At 60.5% G+C, this 15,371-nt stretch carries 14 protein-coding genes and 2 pseudogenes; 8 read left to right on the top strand and 8 right to left on the bottom strand.

The window, feature by feature from the left end; genetic code table 11:
• Positions 1–54: 54 nt before the first annotated feature.
• Both F8N85_RS20630 and F8N85_RS20625 read right to left on the bottom strand, forming a co-directional pair.
• Positions 55–1,206, bottom strand: coding sequence for an MFS transporter (locus tag F8N85_RS20630; protein WP_150805373.1), 1,152 nt, complete (start codon positions 1,204–1,206; stop codon positions 55–57).
• Between the two features lie 55 nt (positions 1,207–1,261).
• Positions 1,262–1,552 (bottom strand): hypothetical protein, encoded by a 291-nt coding sequence (locus tag F8N85_RS20625; RefSeq protein ID WP_150805372.1) that lies wholly within the window; start codon positions 1,550–1,552, stop codon positions 1,262–1,264.
• A 93-nt stretch (positions 1,553–1,645) separates the two neighbouring features.
• Between F8N85_RS20625 and F8N85_RS20620 the strand changes: the two genes are divergently transcribed.
• Together F8N85_RS20620 and F8N85_RS20615 are read left to right on the top strand one after the other, a co-directional pair.
• Positions 1,646–2,431, top strand: a complete 786-nt coding sequence (locus F8N85_RS20620; RefSeq protein ID WP_150805371.1) for an AraC family transcriptional regulator — start codon at positions 1,646–1,648, stop codon at positions 2,429–2,431.
• On the top strand, positions 2,428–3,420 hold the full coding sequence (locus F8N85_RS20615; protein WP_150805370.1) for a diaminopimelate epimerase: 993 nt from the start codon (positions 2,428–2,430) through the stop codon (positions 3,418–3,420). The genes F8N85_RS20620 and F8N85_RS20615 overlap by 4 nt, the downstream gene beginning before the upstream one ends.
• Before the next feature lie 165 nt (positions 3,421–3,585).
• Here the strand turns inward: F8N85_RS20615 and codA are convergent, their stop codons facing one another.
• From codA to F8N85_RS20595, 4 genes are all read right to left on the bottom strand, one after another.
• Positions 3,586–4,839, bottom strand: coding sequence for a cytosine deaminase (gene codA / locus F8N85_RS20610; RefSeq protein WP_150805369.1), 1,254 nt, complete (start codon positions 4,837–4,839; stop codon positions 3,586–3,588).
• A gap of 239 nt (positions 4,840–5,078) precedes the next feature.
• Complete coding sequence (locus F8N85_RS20605; RefSeq protein WP_150805368.1) at positions 5,079–5,531, bottom strand: GNAT family N-acetyltransferase; 453 nt, start codon at positions 5,529–5,531, stop codon at positions 5,079–5,081.
• 108 nt (positions 5,532–5,639) lie between these two features.
• Positions 5,640–5,996, bottom strand: coding sequence for a 6-carboxytetrahydropterin synthase QueD (gene queD / locus F8N85_RS20600; protein ID WP_150805367.1), 357 nt, complete (start codon positions 5,994–5,996; stop codon positions 5,640–5,642).
• Between the two features lie 95 nt (positions 5,997–6,091).
• Complete coding sequence (locus F8N85_RS20595; RefSeq protein WP_150805366.1) at positions 6,092–7,171, bottom strand: patatin-like phospholipase family protein; 1,080 nt, start codon at positions 7,169–7,171, stop codon at positions 6,092–6,094.
• A 133-nt stretch (positions 7,172–7,304) separates the two neighbouring features.
• Here F8N85_RS20595 and F8N85_RS20590 point away from each other — a divergent pair, with 133 nt between their 5' ends.
• Genes F8N85_RS20590 through F8N85_RS20575 form a run of 4 tightly spaced genes read left to right on the top strand, consistent with a single transcriptional unit; the run spans position 7,305 to position 9,914 of the window.
• A complete protein-coding gene (locus F8N85_RS20590; protein ID WP_150805365.1) occupies positions 7,305–7,613 on the top strand; it encodes a PepSY domain-containing protein in 309 nt (102 codons plus the stop codon).
• Positions 7,613–7,936, top strand: a complete 324-nt coding sequence (locus tag F8N85_RS20585; protein ID WP_150805364.1) for a PepSY domain-containing protein — start codon at positions 7,613–7,615, stop codon at positions 7,934–7,936. The genes F8N85_RS20590 and F8N85_RS20585 overlap by 1 nt, the downstream gene beginning before the upstream one ends.
• On the top strand, positions 7,936–8,604 hold the full coding sequence (locus F8N85_RS20580; protein WP_150805363.1) for a response regulator transcription factor: 669 nt from the start codon (positions 7,936–7,938) through the stop codon (positions 8,602–8,604). Before F8N85_RS20585 ends, F8N85_RS20580 begins: the two co-directional genes overlap by 1 nt.
• Complete coding sequence (locus F8N85_RS20575; protein WP_150805362.1) at positions 8,601–9,914, top strand: sensor histidine kinase; 1,314 nt, start codon at positions 8,601–8,603, stop codon at positions 9,912–9,914. Before F8N85_RS20580 ends, F8N85_RS20575 begins: the two co-directional genes overlap by 4 nt.
• Positions 9,915–10,143: 229 nt before the next feature.
• Here F8N85_RS20575 and F8N85_RS35840 read toward each other — a convergent pair.
• A pseudogene (locus tag F8N85_RS35840) lies at positions 10,144–10,656 on the bottom strand (methyl-accepting chemotaxis protein); the annotation flags it as partial.
• 345 nt (positions 10,657–11,001) lie between these two features.
• Positions 11,002–12,072, bottom strand: a pseudogene (locus tag F8N85_RS35835) (HAMP domain-containing protein); the annotation flags it as partial.
• A gap of 483 nt (positions 12,073–12,555) precedes the next feature.
• Between F8N85_RS35835 and F8N85_RS20565 the strand changes: the two are divergent.
• Entirely contained in the window at positions 12,556–13,872 is a 1,317-nt protein-coding gene (locus F8N85_RS20565) for a Na+/H+ antiporter family protein (protein WP_191636225.1), read from the top strand.
• Between the two features lie 249 nt (positions 13,873–14,121).
• Positions 14,122–15,371, top strand: a 1,250-nt coding sequence (locus tag F8N85_RS20560) for a methyl-accepting chemotaxis protein (RefSeq protein WP_150805359.1), incomplete at its 3' end; no start/stop codon positions are given.

The raw sequence follows: 15,371 nt of genomic DNA, 5'->3' as shown, positions 1-15,371 counted from the left end.
CGCGCCGCCCTTGAGTCCATCGCGAGCAAGCTCGCTCCTACAGAGGACTTGCTGTCAAACCTTCAACACTTTCCCACTGGCCGCAACGGCCAGCAACAGCAGCGCAATCAAGCCAAAGGCAATGCTCAAGCTGCTGCCGTGGGCGATAAAGCCGATCACCGCCGGGCCGGCGAGGATGCCGGCGTAGCCCAGGGTGGTAATGGCTGGCACGGCGATGTTTTCGGGCATGACTTTCTGTTTGCCGACGGCGGTGTACAGCACCGGGACAATGTTCGAGCAGCCGGCACCGACCAATGCATAACCTACCAATGCCGCTTCCCAGGCCGGGGCCAGGGTGGCGAGCAGCAGGCCTGCGGCGGCGGTCAGTCCGCCAATAACGATCACCCGTTTGGCGCCGAGCCGCTGCACGATGGCATCACCAGTCAGGCGGCCAGCGGTCATGGTCAGGGCGAATGCGGCATAACCCAGGCCGGCGTAGGCGGCGTCGAGATTGCGCTCGGAGGTCAGAAACACTGCGCTCCAATCGAGCACAGCGCCCTCGGCGAGAAATACGATAAAACACAGGATGCCGATAAACAGCACCACGCCATGGGGCACGGCGAACGCCGGCCCCGTGCTTTCGCTGCCATAGGGCAGCATATGCGGCGCGGCCTTGAGCAAAGCGAGCAGTAGTAACACCATCACCACCAGCATCGCGCCCAACGGTGACATCCCCAACCCGAGCAAGGCACTGACCCCGGCCGCACCGACGATCCCACCGAGGCTGAACAACCCGTGGAAGCCCGACATCATGGTCTTGCCGCTGGCTCGCTCGACGATCACCGCTTGCAGGTTCACAGTCGAGTCCACCGAGCCGAGCCCGGCACCGAACATGAACAGCGCGGCAATCAACAGCGGTATCGAAGAAACCGTCGCCAATAGCGGCAGCGCCAGGCAGATCAGAAGAGTCCCGGCGGCCATCACCCGACGGCAACCGAAGCGCGAGGCAAGGACTCCGGCCAGCGGCATGGCAATGATCGAGCCGACACCCAGGCACAGCAACAATAAACCAAGGGTGCCCTCATCGAGCCCGGCCCGGGCCTTGGCGTAAGGCACCAGTGGCGCCCAGGCGGCGATGCCGAAACCGGCGATGAAGAAAGCGATGCGCGTGGACATTTGCTCCAGGCGTCCGGGGACTACGGACGCTGGGGTACTGATGGCGGTCATGAAAAATCCTTGGCAATCCGGTCTATAACGATGTGCAGCGCAACATCCTTGCACATCAGACTGCGTCGGGCGAGGCCAGGGGGTTCCCGCCGACGCAATGCAGTTCACAGAGGGCCCGCAACCCTTCGTCGCGCAAACGGAAAATATCGAACAGGCCCAGAGCGCGCAGGGCCGGCAGGGCTTCAACGATATGCTGCTCGGCGACATTGCGTTGCTCCCGGGGTGTCCGCGGATCGGTCAGCAAACGTGCGTTGATCAGAAAGGCACCGACGGTGCCCTTGCGCACTTGGGTGCCGTTGAAATCACCCAGGTCCAGATCGTCGGGAAGCAAGTCTTCGGCGCGCATGGTGTGTTCCTGTAATGGGCTGAATGTGCAGTCTAGTGCGTCGGGATTGGCTAAACTGCGTTATTCAGGTCATCGGATACCGCAGATCAGCCAATGATTGAGCCTCTGGTCAACCCATCCCTCATGCAATCGCCCAGTGGTCCGCTGCTGTTTGTCGCCGTGCAAAACGCTGCCATCGAGCGCGTGACGGCTGCCCACCGTCATGCTCGCGGACAGCTGTTGGGCGCGCAGCGTGGGTTGCTGTCGGTTGAAGTGGCTCACAGCCATTGGGTCGTCCCTGCCACTCATGCAGTGTGGATCCCCGCGCAGTGCCTGCACGGGGTGCGCTCCCACGGCCCCTTCAACGGCTGGAGTCTGTATATCGAACCGCAGGCCTGTGCCGGTTTGCCAGATCAGCCCTGCATCATTGGCACCTCCGGTCTATTGCGCGAAGCAGTCCAGCGAGCCGCCACCTGGGGTGAGGGGCCGCTCGATACGCTGCAATTGCGGGTTGCCCAGGTCATTCTCGATGAAATCGCGACTCTACCGATTGAGCCTTTCGGTTTGCCACTGCCCCGGGATACGCGTATTCGTCGCGTCGCCCAGGCACTGGTCGATGACCCCGCCGATAACCGCCGACTGGAACAATGGGCGCAATGGACGGGGTTGTCCTCGCGCACATTGGCGCGACGTTTTGTTATCGAAACCGGTTTTACTTTTAGCCAATGGCGCGAACGCGCCCGGTTATTGCGCGCGCTTGAATTGCTCGCAGCGGGGAAACCCGTGACCGGTATTGCGCTCGACGTGGGTTATGACAATGTCAGCGCCTTTATTGCTATGTTTCGCCGCTCGTTTGGCGTGACACCGGGGCGCTATTTTGTAGAGAAAGGGGAGCTATGACACAGTTCTACGATGCGCGCGGCAACATTTATGCAGTGATTTCCCCCGACGCCGTGCGCAGGTCGGGCATCCGGTTGCCCCAGACGGCTGCCGAGGCCGCGCAAACGAGGGAACGCTGGGCTTGTCGAACGATAACGGCATTCTGCGGTTGGGCGCCCGGGACGCAACCGGCAGGCGCCAAGGCCCATCGCTCGGATGGTCTGCTCATTGGCCCCTTTCAGTCCGTGCCACCCTATGACCTGCTGATCGTCAACACTGACGGTACGCTGGCCGAGCGCAGTGGTAACGGTTTGACGATCTTTGCTCAGGCGTTGACCGATCAAGGATTGATGCCTGCGCACGGGCATTGTCTGCTCAAGGTGCATCACGATAAGGGCGATGCCGTGTCGCCCGTGGAAACCTCGGTAGAGCCGGCTGAGGTGGAAGGCATTCGCGGATTCTGGCTGGACCTGGGCAAACCTGAGTTCGGTCCGTCGGCCGTGGGTGCCCAGCGGCTAGAGGCAGTCGAATTGAATGGCTACCGCCTGAATCAGGTGGCTGCGCTTTGCAGTATCAACCCGGCCTGGAATCACAGCCAGTTCGTGCGTATTGGCAATCCCCATTGCGTAACCCTGGTGGCAGATATTGCGTCGTTGCCGAGCAATGAACAGATGCGCGAGCTCGAGTTGTCCACGGGTCTGACCCGCATCGCCTTCGCCATGCCGACCGGCGCTGGTCAGCCTTGTCCAGCCGGGGTCAACCTGCAATGGGCGATGCTGGAGTCCGAGGGGCGGATAGTCGCCCGGGTGTTTGAACGCGGCGAAGGTCCGACCGCGTCCTCCGGCACCAGCGCCAGTGCGGTGGCCTGTGCCGCCTGGAGCGTAGGCTGGGTGGCGGCGGGGGAGGTTGCGGTGAGCATGCCGGGGGGTACGACGCCAGTGCTTCTGGAAGAACAGGATGGCGAGTTGCGGCGGGTCAGCTTGTTTGGGACTGCTCGGCTGATGCCATAGAGTTATGGTGACTGACCGATTGCCATCGTCGGAACGCCGCCCGGAGCAGGCTCGCTCCCACATTGGTTCTGTGTTGGTCTCACAATTGTGGCCCGACGCTGATCAAGTGTAGGAGCGAGCTTGCTCGCGAAAGCGCCCGCCCGGCCAGCGAATCTCTAAAGCCAATCAGCTAAAACCCGAATCCCCTATCAACTCCACCTGCGGCATCTGTCGTTTCATCAACACCTCCCCGCCACGAATCGAATACAGCGGCAATCCCTGGCTGCGGATCATTTCGTAGTCGCTGTCGGCCGACAGAATCAACAGATTGGCCGGGCGACCGGATTCCAGGCCGTAACGCTCACCCAAAGCCAGGGCCTTGGCGCTGTTGTCGGTGACCAGGTCGAGGGCGCTTTGCAAATTGCGATAACCGAGCATGTGGCAGATGTGCAGCCCGGCTTCCAGTACCCGCAAAATGTTGCCATTACCCAGCGGATACCAAGGGTCGACGATCGAGTCCTGGCCGAAACAAACGTTCATCCCGGCCTCGAGCAACTCATTGACCCGGGTCACGCCACGGCGTTTCGGGAAGTTGTCGAAGCGCCCCTGCAGGTGAATGCTTTCGGTCGGGCAGGAAACGAAGCTGATCCCCGAGTGCCCGAGCAGGCGGAACAGTTTGGCGCAGTAGGCGTTGTCATAGGAGCCCATGGCGGTGGTGTGGCTGGCCGTGACCCGGGCGCCCATGTCGCGGCTGCGGGCTTCTTCGGCGAGCACTTCGAGAAAACGCGAGTGCGGGTCGTCGGTTTCGTCGCAATGCACATCCACCAGGCAGCCGGTGCGTTCGGCCAGGTCCATCAGGAACTTGACTGAGCTGACGCCCTGATCGCGGGTGTATTCAAAATGCGGAATGCCGCCAATCACATCGGCACCCAGCAGAATCGCTTCCTCCATCAGCTCCCGGCCATTGCGGTAGGACTCGATGCCTTCCTGGGGAAATGCGACGATCTGCAGGTCGATCAGATGACGGCTTTCCTCGCGCACCTCGAGCATTGCCTTGAGCGCGGTCAGGCTCGGGTCGGTGACGTCGACATGGGTGCGCACATGCTGGATACCATGGACGGCGAGGGCGCGGATGGTTTTCCTGGCGCGGGTCTTGGTGTCTTCCTGCGTAATAGTCACCTTGCGTTCACCCCAGCATTCGATACCTTCAAATAGCGTGCCGCTCATGTTCCAGCGCGGCTCGCCGGCGGTGAGGGTGGCATCAAGGTGGATGTGTGGTTCGACGAAGGGTGGCACCACCAAATTGCCGCCGGCGTCCAGGTCCTCGGGACCGAGGGTCGGGGCTTCGGTTTGCCGGGCAATGTTGGCGATCAAGCCGTTTTCCAGGTGCAGCTCATGCAGACCTTCACGGTTGCGCAGACGGGCGTTGATGATATGCATGGGGACCATCCTTCTATTCAATCTTATGTTTGGGCGTCGGCCGCCATCGGTTCGCGGGTGCCAGGCAGGCCCGTCAGCACAATATAGGTCAGAGGCACGAAAGCGGGGCGGTGATACAAAATGAATCACCGGTGTGGGAAATAAGAAAGATATGAATCAGATGCAGAACCTGTGGGAGCGTGGCTCGCCACAATTGCGTGCCAGACTGGACACTGATGTTAGTTATCTGGCATCAGGGGTCACTCCAACGATTTGCTCATATACACCCGCCGCAAACCATTCTCTTCAACCCGATGGGTTTCGTAAAAACCTCTGCGGGCATACATCGCAATGTTTTCGCTCATCGCTTCATGGGTGTACAGGTGGATCGAGGCATAGCCCGCTTCCACCGCGTGGAACTCGGCAAATTCCAATAGTTGCCGGCCATAACCCTGGCCCTGCGCCTCGGGGCTGATGGCCAGGTTGTCCAGTAGCAGGTATTCCTCGGTATTGATCAACACCACCAGGCCGACCATCCCCACGTCGCTCTCGATGACATGAACGCGTCGGGCCAGCACCTGGCTGGCGTAGTCATCGAGCATCGGGCCGGGTTTGCGGCCGATGCGCTCGATGTACGGGGAGTAGGCGGCCTCGACGATAGCCTCGATCAGCGCGATATCTCCCAGGGTGGCCGGGCGAATGATGGACTGCATGGGTAAAGCCTTTGGTCCGAGGGACGAGACTCGACTGTAACGACCTGAAAGCCGAAGGGACAGGCATAAAAAAACCACCGGGCCTGGTGGTTTTCTTTAATCGCCGGCTTATTCGCCGTGATAGATGCAGCCGCTGGTGCAGGTTTCATGGATGCGGATTGCGCTGAGCTCTGGCAGCAGGGGCTTCAACTCGCTCCAGATCCATTTGGCCAGGACTTCGCTGGTCGGATTTTCCAGGCCAGGGATGTCGTTCAAATAATTGTGATCGAGACGTTCGTAGAGCGGCTTGAAGATCGCCTTGATTTCCGAGAAGTCGCGAATCCAGCCGGTGCGCGGATCGAGGTCACCGCTCAGGTGAATCGCCACTTTGAACGAGTGGCCATGCAGGCGTCCGCACTTGTGGCCTTCTGGAACGTAGGGCAGGCGGTGGGCGGACTCGAAGGTAAACTCTTTGAAAATTTCCACAGTGGTTTGAGCTCTGTCAGATGGCTATCGCCCGCGGCGATGAAGGCAGGTGTTGAGTTTAACAGTTTGCCTTTGCCGATGCGGGAAATCCCTGACTAAAGGGTCAGCAGGTGCTCCCCCAGCCGACCGTTCGTTGCCAGCTCAAGGAACTCGTCACCGAGGCGCCGACTTTCCTCCATGGCCGTGCGCCAGTATTTTTGCCGGCTCTGGTCATCGCCCATGAAGCGCTTGAAGTCGTTGCGATCCGGCAATTTGCCGTAGGGCAGGCGGGCCAGGTAATCCCTGGAGGGTGCCAGCAGCAAGACGTCCTGTAACCGTTGCGGATTGCCGCGCCGCCATGGCAGGCCTTTGTCGAACCAGCCGGGAATCACCCGGTCGGTGAAGTGCGGATAGAGCACGATATCCTCGCCGCTGTAAGGCAGGTCGAGGTGGTAATCCAGCAAGCCGCCGTCGCGATAGGTGCCGACGCCCGCGCCGGGCAAGTCACGCACTCCTTGCATGATCATCGGAATCGAGCCGGACGCGAGCAGGGCCTGGCGCAGGTTGGCGGCGTCCAGCGGCACAAAACGCGAGGGGAAGTCGTTGAGGGCATTGAGCGGCGGCGCCAGGCGCGGGTCATGCAGGATCACCCGTTCGAAATGCCGGGACAGCCGTGAACGCCCGCGCAAGTTATCGGCGATGACCGAGGACAACCCCAGCCCCAGCCGGCCACGGTGATCGTCAGCCAACAATCCGTGGCTTTTTACCACCATGATGTTCAGTCGATAGTTAGCATTGTTGAGGATCAACGCGTCGCGGCCTTCGAGCAGGTCGTGGAGCATGCGTTGCGAGCTTTGACTGATATCCGCCATGTTCACTCCCTTGGCGAAGCTTTGCTCGTTATACAGTTGGCCCAGTCGCCTGATCGCTTCGGCGGCATCCGGCAGGCAGGCACTGGCGAAACGCCAGGAGCCGACCGATGCACCAATCAACGAGCGCTCCCGCGGCGCCGCCGGCAGCCACTCACCAAACAACGCCAGATCCAGCCCCTGAATACCCAGGGCCTTCGGCCCGCCAGCCGCGCCCGGAAGCGTGCCGACATCGGCCGCGCTCAGACCATTTTCACGGATCCGCGCGAAGGCACGTTGGCCGGCCTTGAGGGTCAGGGCGGGGAACTTGATGTGGATAGCGGTCATACCGACCTCAATAGTCGTGGGCGGGGATTGTGGAAGATCTCAGGATTGCCATGGTGGCAATTCAGTTTCAGTTAAGTTGATGCAGGTATCGTGGGTCCTGTAGGCAACATAGGCAAAAAAACGGAGATTCATCATGAAAACTTTGACTGCCCTGTTTACCGCAACCGTTATCGGCCTGACTGCCAGCCTGGCGCACGCCCGTGACCTGGGGCCGGACGAAGCCCTGAGACTGCGCGACGCTGGTACCATTCAATCTTTCGAGAAGCTCAATGCCACAGCATTGGCCAAACACCCGGGCGGCATCGTGCACGAAACCGAGCTGGAAGAAGAGTACGGCAAGTACATCTACCAGGTGGAACTGCGCGATGCCCAGGGAGTTGAGTGGGACATCGAATTGGACGCTGTCAGCGGGCAGGTTCTCAAGGATCATCAGGATACGTAATGAAGGTAAATCTGCGCACCTGCAGTCGAACGGCGCTGGCGCTTCTGGTGTTTTGCTCGGTAGTGGTGGCCCGTGACCTGGATCAGGACGAAGCCCTGCACCTGCGTCAGCAAGGGATGATCGCGCCGCTCGAGCAACTGCTGGGAGCGGTCATGCAACGCTACCCCGGAGGCAAGTTACTGGAGGCCGAACTCGAAGAGCACAAGGACCGGTCGGTGCGCTATATCTATGAAATAGAACTCTTGACCGCCGACGGCGTGGTGCGTGAAATCGAGCTCGACGCCAACACCGGTGAGCTCCTCAAAGACAAGGAAGATGATTGATGCGCCTGCTTTTGGTGGAAGACCACGTCCCGCTGGCCGACGAGTTGCTGGCCGGGCTCAATCGTCAGGGTTACGCCGTCGATTGGCTGGCCGACGGCCGCGATGCGGTGTATCAGGGCAGCAGCGAACCCTACGACTTGATCATTCTCGACCTTGGCCTGCCAGGGTTGCCGGGGCTTGAGGTGCTGAGCCAATGGCGCGCCGGCGGTCTGGCCACGCCGGTGTTGATTCTCACCGCTCGTGGTTCCTGGGCCGAGCGGATCGAAGGCCTGAAAGCCGGTGCCGATGACTACCTGACCAAGCCGTTCCATCCCGAGGAGTTGCACTTGCGGGTTCAGGCGCTGTTGCGGCGTTCCCATGGCCTGGCCAATCAGCCGACCCTCAAGGCCGCCGGCTTGCATCTTGATGAAGGGCGCCAGTGCGTGACCCGCGACGGCGCCGATATTCAGCTGACAGCGGCCGAGTTTCGCTTGTTGCGCTACTTCATGCTGCACCCTGAGCAAATCCTTTCCAAAAGCCACCTGGCTGAACACTTGTACGACGGTGAAACCGAGCGCGACTCGAATGTCCTGGAAGTCCACGTCAACCATTTGCGGCGCAAGCTTGGTCGCAGCGTGATTGAAACCCGTCGCGGCCAGGGTTACCTGTTCGGCGGGACTGCGCAGTGAGGTCGATTCAGCGCCGACTGAGTCTGGGTCTGATCAGTGTCCTGGTCATCGTCGGCCTGGTGTTGGCGCAGACCAGCCTCTGGCTGTTCGAAAGGGGCCTGCAAAGTTATCTGGAAGACGGGCTGCGCAACGACAGCGAGAATCTGCTGGTGGCCCTGGTACGTGGCCCCCAGGGTTTGCAACTGGATGAGCGACGCTTGTCGCCAGCCTATCAGCGGCCCTTTTCCGGGCATTACTTTCGCATCGACTTTGCCGACGCGCATTGGCGCTCGCGGTCCTTGTGGGACCAGGAAATGCCGACGCTGGATCACCCCGGTCTGCACAGTAATTTGCAACTGGGGCCGGAAGGGCAGCAGTTGCTGATCCTGCGTTCCGACTATCGGCGGCTGGGGCAATCGATCTCCATCAGCGTGGCGCAGGACTACACCCCGGTACGGGAAAGCTTTCGGCGCATGCAGCAGATCGGCCTGGGCCTTGGCCTGGCGGGCTTGCTGCTGATTCTGCTATTGCAGCGAATCACCGTGCGCCGGGCTTTGCGGCCGCTGGAAAAGGCCCGAGAACAAATTGCTCAGCTGCAGCAGGGCCAGCGTTCACAACTGGACGCCCAGGTTCCGGTCGAACTGGAGCCGCTGGTGGCGCAGATCAATCATTTGCTCGCGCACACCGAGGACAGTCTCAAGCGTTCACGTAATGCTTTGGGCAATCTGGGACATGCGCTGAAAACCCCGCTGGCGGTGCTGCTGAGCCTGGCCTCGAGCGAAAAGCTGGATGCGCATCCTGAGCTGCGCAAGGTCCTGCAGACACAACTCGAGCACGTGCAGCAACGCCTCCATCGTGAGCTGAACCGAGCCCGTCTGGCGGGCGATTCCTTGCCGGGCGCGCAGTTCGATTGCGACCTGGAACTGCCCGGCTTGCTCTCCACCCTGAACATGATTCACGGCGCACACCTTGAACTCAGCCACGCCGTGCGCCCTGGCTTGCAGCTGCCATGGGACCGGGAAGACTTGCTCGAATTGCTCGGCAACCTGCTGGACAACGCCTGCAAATGGGCGGATGCCGAGGTGCAGCTGAGCATTACCGAGACGGATGAGGGGTTTCGTCTGATGGTGGAAGACGACGGCCCGGGGATCCCCGAGGAGAATCGCGATCGAGTGTTCAGCCGCGGTACGCGGCTGGATGAACAGACCGACGGCCATGGCCTGGGACTGGGCATCGTGCGCGACATCGTCGAGGTCTGGGGCGGCGAAATGCGCCTGGAGAATAGTGAACTGGGCGGGTTGAAGGTGGTGATTGAGTTGCCCGGAAGCTGAGCCCGCAGACCACTGTGGCGAGGGAGCTTGCTCCCGCTGGGGCGCGTAGCGCCCCCAAAATCATCTGACACCGTCCATCAGGTAAACCGCGTCACTCGGGTTTACGACTGCTGCGCCCGAGCGCGGACCGGCCGGCGGGAGCAAGCTCCCTCGCCACAGGTTTGCGCACACCTTGTGGGAGCGTGGCTTGCCCGCAAAGGCGGTGTGCCATGCACACCGCCAAACCCGATCAAACCCTGAACTGATCCATCAAGCTCTGCTGCTGATTGGCCAGGCTGTTCAGCGCCTGGCTGACCCGCGCCGATTCGTTGGCTTGCCCCGACAGCGATTCAGTCACGTCTCGAATGGTCGCCACGTTGTTGTTGATCTCCTCGGCCACGGCGCTTTGCTCTTCCGCGGCGCTGGCGATCTGCAGGTTCATATCAGTGATCACGGTCACCGCATCGCCAATCTGGCGCAGGGCGATCACGGCCTGGCTGACTTGCTCGACACTGCCTTGGGCCTGGCGATGGCTGTTGCTCATGGAACCGACAACATCCTGAGTACCGCTTTGCAGCTGTTCGATCACCTGGCGGGTTTCCTCCACCGACTCCTGGGTGCGTCGGGCCAGGTTGCGCACTTCATCGGCGACCACCGCGAAACCACGTCCGGCTTCGCCAGCGCGAGCAGCCTCGATGGCCGCGTTGAGGGCCAGCAGGTTGGTCTGTTCGGCAATGGCGCGAATCACTTCCAGCACCGAACCGATTTTCTCGCTGTTGGCGGCCAGGCCTTCGACTTGGGTCATCGCCGTGCTCATGTCCGCCGCAAGAGTGTTGATGCTGGTGGTGGTGCGGTCGATCACGGTCAAGCCCTGACGGGTTGCCTGATCGGCGTCGCGAGCAGCCTGCGCCGCTTGTGCTGCGCTGCGGGCCACGTCCTGGGCGGTGGCGCTCATTTCATGGGAAGCAGTAGCCACCTGATCAACCTGGCGGTACTGCTGTTCCATGCCGGCACTGGTCTGGGTGGCGATGGCGGCCGATTGGTCGGCGGTGCTGCGGGCGTCCTGCACCGAGCGTTTCACCTCGGCGATGATCGGTTGCAGCTTATCGAGGAAGCGGTTGAACCAGCCGGCCAGTTGCCCGAGTTCGTCCTGTTTGTCGTAAGCCAGGCGCCGGGTCAGATCACCTTCACCGCTGGCGATGTCCTCGAGCATGTGCGCGACACCGAGGATCGGCCTGGTCACGCTGCGAGCCATCAGCCAGACCAGCAACAGGCCAATGACCGCTGCCAACAGGCCGAGACTCAGCTCGATCAGGGTGCCGGTGGTGGTGCGTTCGTCGAGTTCTTTCTTCAGGGTCTCAGCCGGGCCGATCAGGACCTTCTCTGGCACCTCCAGCAACACCCCCCATGGCTTGCCGCCGGGGATTGGCATGAAGGGAGCGAGCACTTTCAGTTGTTCATTACTGTGCAGGCTCTGGGTCTGGCTGTTGCCCGACAACATGCGGATCAGTTCGGTACCGCTGGCCTTGTCGACCATGTCCAGGCGCTGGCTCAGTTTGCTGGCGTCCGGGCTGTAACCAGCCAGCAGACCGACCGGGCTGATGATGCTGACGTTGGTCTGGCCGTCATAGAGCTTCTTGCTCGCTTGTTGGCTGACGGTTTGCAGGCTGTTGAGGTTGATGTCGACCGATAGCGAAGCGATGATTTTGCCGTCGACCATCAGCGGGAAGACGATGCTGGTCATCAGCACGTTCTGGCCGTCGATCACATAGAAGTACGGTTCGATCACGCAAGGTTTGAGCGTGGCGCGCGGGCAGGTGAACCAGGCATTGGCCGGTTCGCCGCTGGGGCCGGTGCTGGTATCGGCCATGTCGCTTTCCGGCAGGGCCATCGAGGTCAATTTGCCCGGCGCCGTTTGCGACCAGTACAGGGCAAAACGGCCCTTGTCGTTGCTGCCGATTTCTTTCTGGTCGACAAACAGCTCATCCTTGCTGTCCAGCGCATTGGCTTCGAACACCAACGACAGGCCGAGCAGATCCGGGTTGGCTTGCAGGGCCGATTTGACCTGACGGGTCAGGTCTTCGCGCAGGTCGAAGGCATCGAGGAAACGTTTCTCGGCCTGTTCACGCAGGAACAGCACCTGGCGGGAGAAGCCGTGACCGTATTGATAGGCGTCCATGAATTGCCGGCGAATCTCCAGCGCCTGGACTTCACCCTGGGCCTCGATCCGTGATTGGGCCGCTTCGTTGAGCATCTCCATGCTCGAGATTTTGACCAGTTCGGCGTTGTGCTCCATGCGATAGAGTGAAAGGCCCACCAGCAAGGTGACAATGCCGAGCAGGCAGAGACCGGCCAGAAGGGTGATTTTCCATTGAATGGAAAGCTGTCTGAGCGACATGGAGATGTCCTTGAGCGGATAAAACGAGAGAGACCTCGCTCTATAGCGGCCGCGCTTTTTGTTTCTTGATCCATATCAATCAAATATCAAGTTGTTAGAGGGGTGGCACTTTTGACAAGAGCAGCCTGCTGCTGCACAGTGCGCGCCCTCTAATAAAACTCCCCCCTTTGAGCTCAATCCGGCAGCTGTGATTCACAGCTCTTTGGCCGGACTCATGCCGTTTGCGGTGGTTTTTCCCCTTGGTAGTGCTTTGAGGTAACGATGATTAATGCAGTAATTGCCGCGGTTGGCGTCATGCTGGTACTCAGCCTGTCCCGCGTGCATGTGGTGATCGCGCTGATCCTGGGTGCGCTGGTGGGCGGCTTGACCGGTGGCCTGGGCATGGAAGCCACCTTGAAAGCCTTCAACAGTGGTCTTGGTGGCGGCGCAACCGTGGCCTTGTCCTACGCCTTGCTGGGCGCTTTCGCGGTGGCGATTGCCAAGTCGGGACTGGCCCATGCGTTGGCGGATAAAGCCTTGCTGCTGGTCGACCGCCAGGACGCCACGGGTGGCGGGCAGGTGAAGTGGATACTGATTGGCTTGCTGTGGGTGGTGGCTATTGCCTCGCAAAACATCCTGCCGATTCATATCGCCTTCATTCCGTTGCTGGTCCCACCCCTGTTGTATGTGTTGACCAAGTTGCAATTGGACCGTCGGCTGATTGCCTGCGTTATAACCTTTGGTTTGATCACGCCTTATATGTTCTTGCCGGTGGGTTTCGGCAATATCTTCCTCAATGAAATTCTGCTGGCCAATGTCCGTAGCAGTGGCGTGGATGTCAGCCAGGTCAATGTCACCCACGCGATGGGTATTCCGGCGTTGGGCATGGTCTTCGGTTTGCTGGTGGCGTTCGTCAGCTATCGCAAGAAGCGCGTGTATGACCTCGAGAAAATCGAGAAGGTCGAGCAGGTGGCGGTGCAGTACAACCCGCTGACCCTGCTGGTGGCCGGGCTGGCCATTGCCGCCGCGTTCATCATTCAGTTGCTGCTGGATTCGATGATCATCGGCGCGCTGGCTGGATTCCTGATCTTTTCAGTGTCGGGTGTGGTGCGCTGGCGCGAGACCGATGAACTGTTCACCGAAGGCATGAAGATGATGGCCATGATCGGCTTCATCATGATTGCCGCTTCGGGCTTTGCCGAGGTGATGAAAGCCACCGGTGAAGTACGCACCCTGGTCGAAGCCTCGGCAACCTGGATCGGTCACAGCAAAGGCATCGGCGCTTTGCTGATGCTGCTGGTCGGCTTGCTGGTGACCATGGGGATAGGCTCGTCGTTCTCCACCGTGCCGATTCTCGCGGCGATCTTCGTGCCATTGTGCGTGCAGCTGGGTTTCAGTCCGTTGGCGATCGTCTGCATCGTTGGCACCGCCGGAGCCCTGGGTGATGCTGGTTCGCCAGCGTCCGACTCGACCCTGGGACCGACCTCCGGTCTGAATATCGACGGCCAGCATCACCATATCTGGGACACCGTGGTTCCTACTTTCCTGCACTACAACCTGCCGCTGCTGGCATTTGGCTGGGTGGCGGCGATGATTTTGTAATCCCATAACCCTGCATCCCGGAATCCCTGTAGGAGCTGCCGCAGGCTGCGATCTTTTGATCCTGGCGCCCGTCCGGCCAACGTATTGTCCGCCTCAAAGATCGCAGGCTTCGCCAGCTCGCCGACCGCAGGCATCTGAAATATCGTGGGGCCCGCAATTCTCCCTACAAGGAGCAGTCGGTCGACGCTCCTACAGTTTTGCGGTGGCGTGCCGTTATAGCTTTAACCACGCCAATCAAGAGTGAACGCCATGCGCCTGAGCCTGAAGGCCAAAGTTTTATCCCTCGCGGTACTCCCGGTTTTACTGTTTGCGCTGGTGATCAGTCTGACCACGGTGTTCATTCTGCAGAATCAGGCCCGCAGCGAAGTCGAAATAACCCGTCAGCGTCTGCTGAGCGATGCCAAGGCGACCCTGCAAAGTTATGTAGCGGTGGCGATGAGTGCGATCAAGCCGCTGTACGACGCGGCGGCACCGGGTGATGACGCGGCGCGGGCGCAGGTGGTCAAGCTGCTGTCGAGCATCAGCTACGGCAAGGATGGCTACTTCTTCGGTTACGACTCGCAAATCGTGCGCCTGTTCAAGGGCAACAGCCCGGAAGGTGTGGGTCAGAACTTCAACGACAAACGCGATCCGAATGGCGTGTACTTCAACCGTGAGTTGGTGCAAGTCGCCAAGGACGGTACCCACTATCTGCAATACAGCTCGTCGCTGCCGGGTAACAACAAAGTCCTGGTGCCCAAACTCGGCTACTCCGAATACCTGCCCAAGTGGGACATGGTCATCGGCACTGCGGTCAACCTCGACGGTATCGAAGCGCAGGTCGCGTTGGTCGAAGCCAAGGTTCATGAGCGCATGGAAGGGGTGGTGCTGAGTATCGTCGGCATCGCCGTGGTGGTGCTGCTGGTGATTGGCGCGGTCGGCATGCTGCTGGCGAACACTATGCTGCGTCCGCTGCATCTGATGAAAGCCAACCTTGACGATATCGCCGCCGGCGAGGGCGATCTGACCCGGCGTCTGGCAATTACCAGTCAGGATGAGCTGGGTGAACTGGCTGGTTCGTTCAACCGCTTCGTCGACAAGATTCATGGCCTGGTGCGGCAAATCACCGAAATGACCTCGCAATTGACCGGGCTTGTCACTCAAGTCACCGATCAGGCTCATCGTTCGGAGCATGCCATGGAGCGTCAGCGCCATGAAACCGATCAGGTCGCGACGGCGATCAACGAGATGTCCTCGGCGGCTCAGGAAGTTGCGAGAAGCGCCCAGGGCGCCGCAGTCGCTGCGCAGCAGACCGACGAAGAAGGCCAGGCTGCCAAGCGCGTGGTGGATGGCAGCATCAAGCAGATCCATGCATTGGTCAGCGACATCCGCAACAGCGGTACGTCCCTGGATAGCCTGCAAAAGGATGTGTTGTCGATTGTCAGCGTGCTGAGTGTTATTCGCTCGATTGCCGACCAGACCAACCTGCTGGCACTCAACGCCGCCATCGAAGCGGCCCG

The sequence above is a fragment of the Pseudomonas fluorescens genome (assembly GCF_902497875.1).
Classification (GTDB): Bacteria; Pseudomonadota; Gammaproteobacteria; order Pseudomonadales; family Pseudomonadaceae; genus Aquipseudomonas; species Aquipseudomonas fluorescens_BR.
This window is presented reverse-complemented; position numbering and strand designations above follow the sequence as displayed.

Excerpts from the sequence above, each read along its gene's own strand:
- F8N85_RS20595 (WP_150805366.1), bottom strand. The coding sequence starts at position 7,171 with ATGACCGCTATCCACATCAAGTTCCCCGCCCTGACCCTCAAGGCCGGC.
- F8N85_RS20625 (WP_150805372.1), bottom strand. The coding sequence starts at position 1,552 with ATGCGCGCCGAAGACTTGCTTCCCGACGATCTGGACCTGGGTGATTTC.
- F8N85_RS20630 (WP_150805373.1), bottom strand. The coding sequence starts at position 1,206 with ATGACCGCCATCAGTACCCCAGCGTCCGTAGTCCCCGGACGCCTGGAG.
- F8N85_RS20590 (WP_150805365.1), top strand. The coding sequence starts at position 7,305 with ATGAAAACTTTGACTGCCCTGTTTACCGCAACCGTTATCGGCCTGACT.
- F8N85_RS20580 (WP_150805363.1), top strand. The coding sequence starts at position 7,936 with ATGCGCCTGCTTTTGGTGGAAGACCACGTCCCGCTGGCCGACGAGTTG.
- F8N85_RS20585 (WP_150805364.1), top strand. The coding sequence starts at position 7,613 with ATGAAGGTAAATCTGCGCACCTGCAGTCGAACGGCGCTGGCGCTTCTG.
- F8N85_RS20605 (WP_150805368.1), bottom strand. The coding sequence starts at position 5,531 with ATGCAGTCCATCATTCGCCCGGCCACCCTGGGAGATATCGCGCTGATC.
- F8N85_RS20615 (WP_150805370.1), top strand. The coding sequence starts at position 2,428 with ATGACACAGTTCTACGATGCGCGCGGCAACATTTATGCAGTGATTTCC.
- codA (WP_150805369.1), bottom strand. The coding sequence starts at position 4,839 with ATGCATATCATCAACGCCCGTCTGCGCAACCGTGAAGGTCTGCATGAG.
- F8N85_RS20620 (WP_150805371.1), top strand. The coding sequence starts at position 1,646 with ATGATTGAGCCTCTGGTCAACCCATCCCTCATGCAATCGCCCAGTGGT.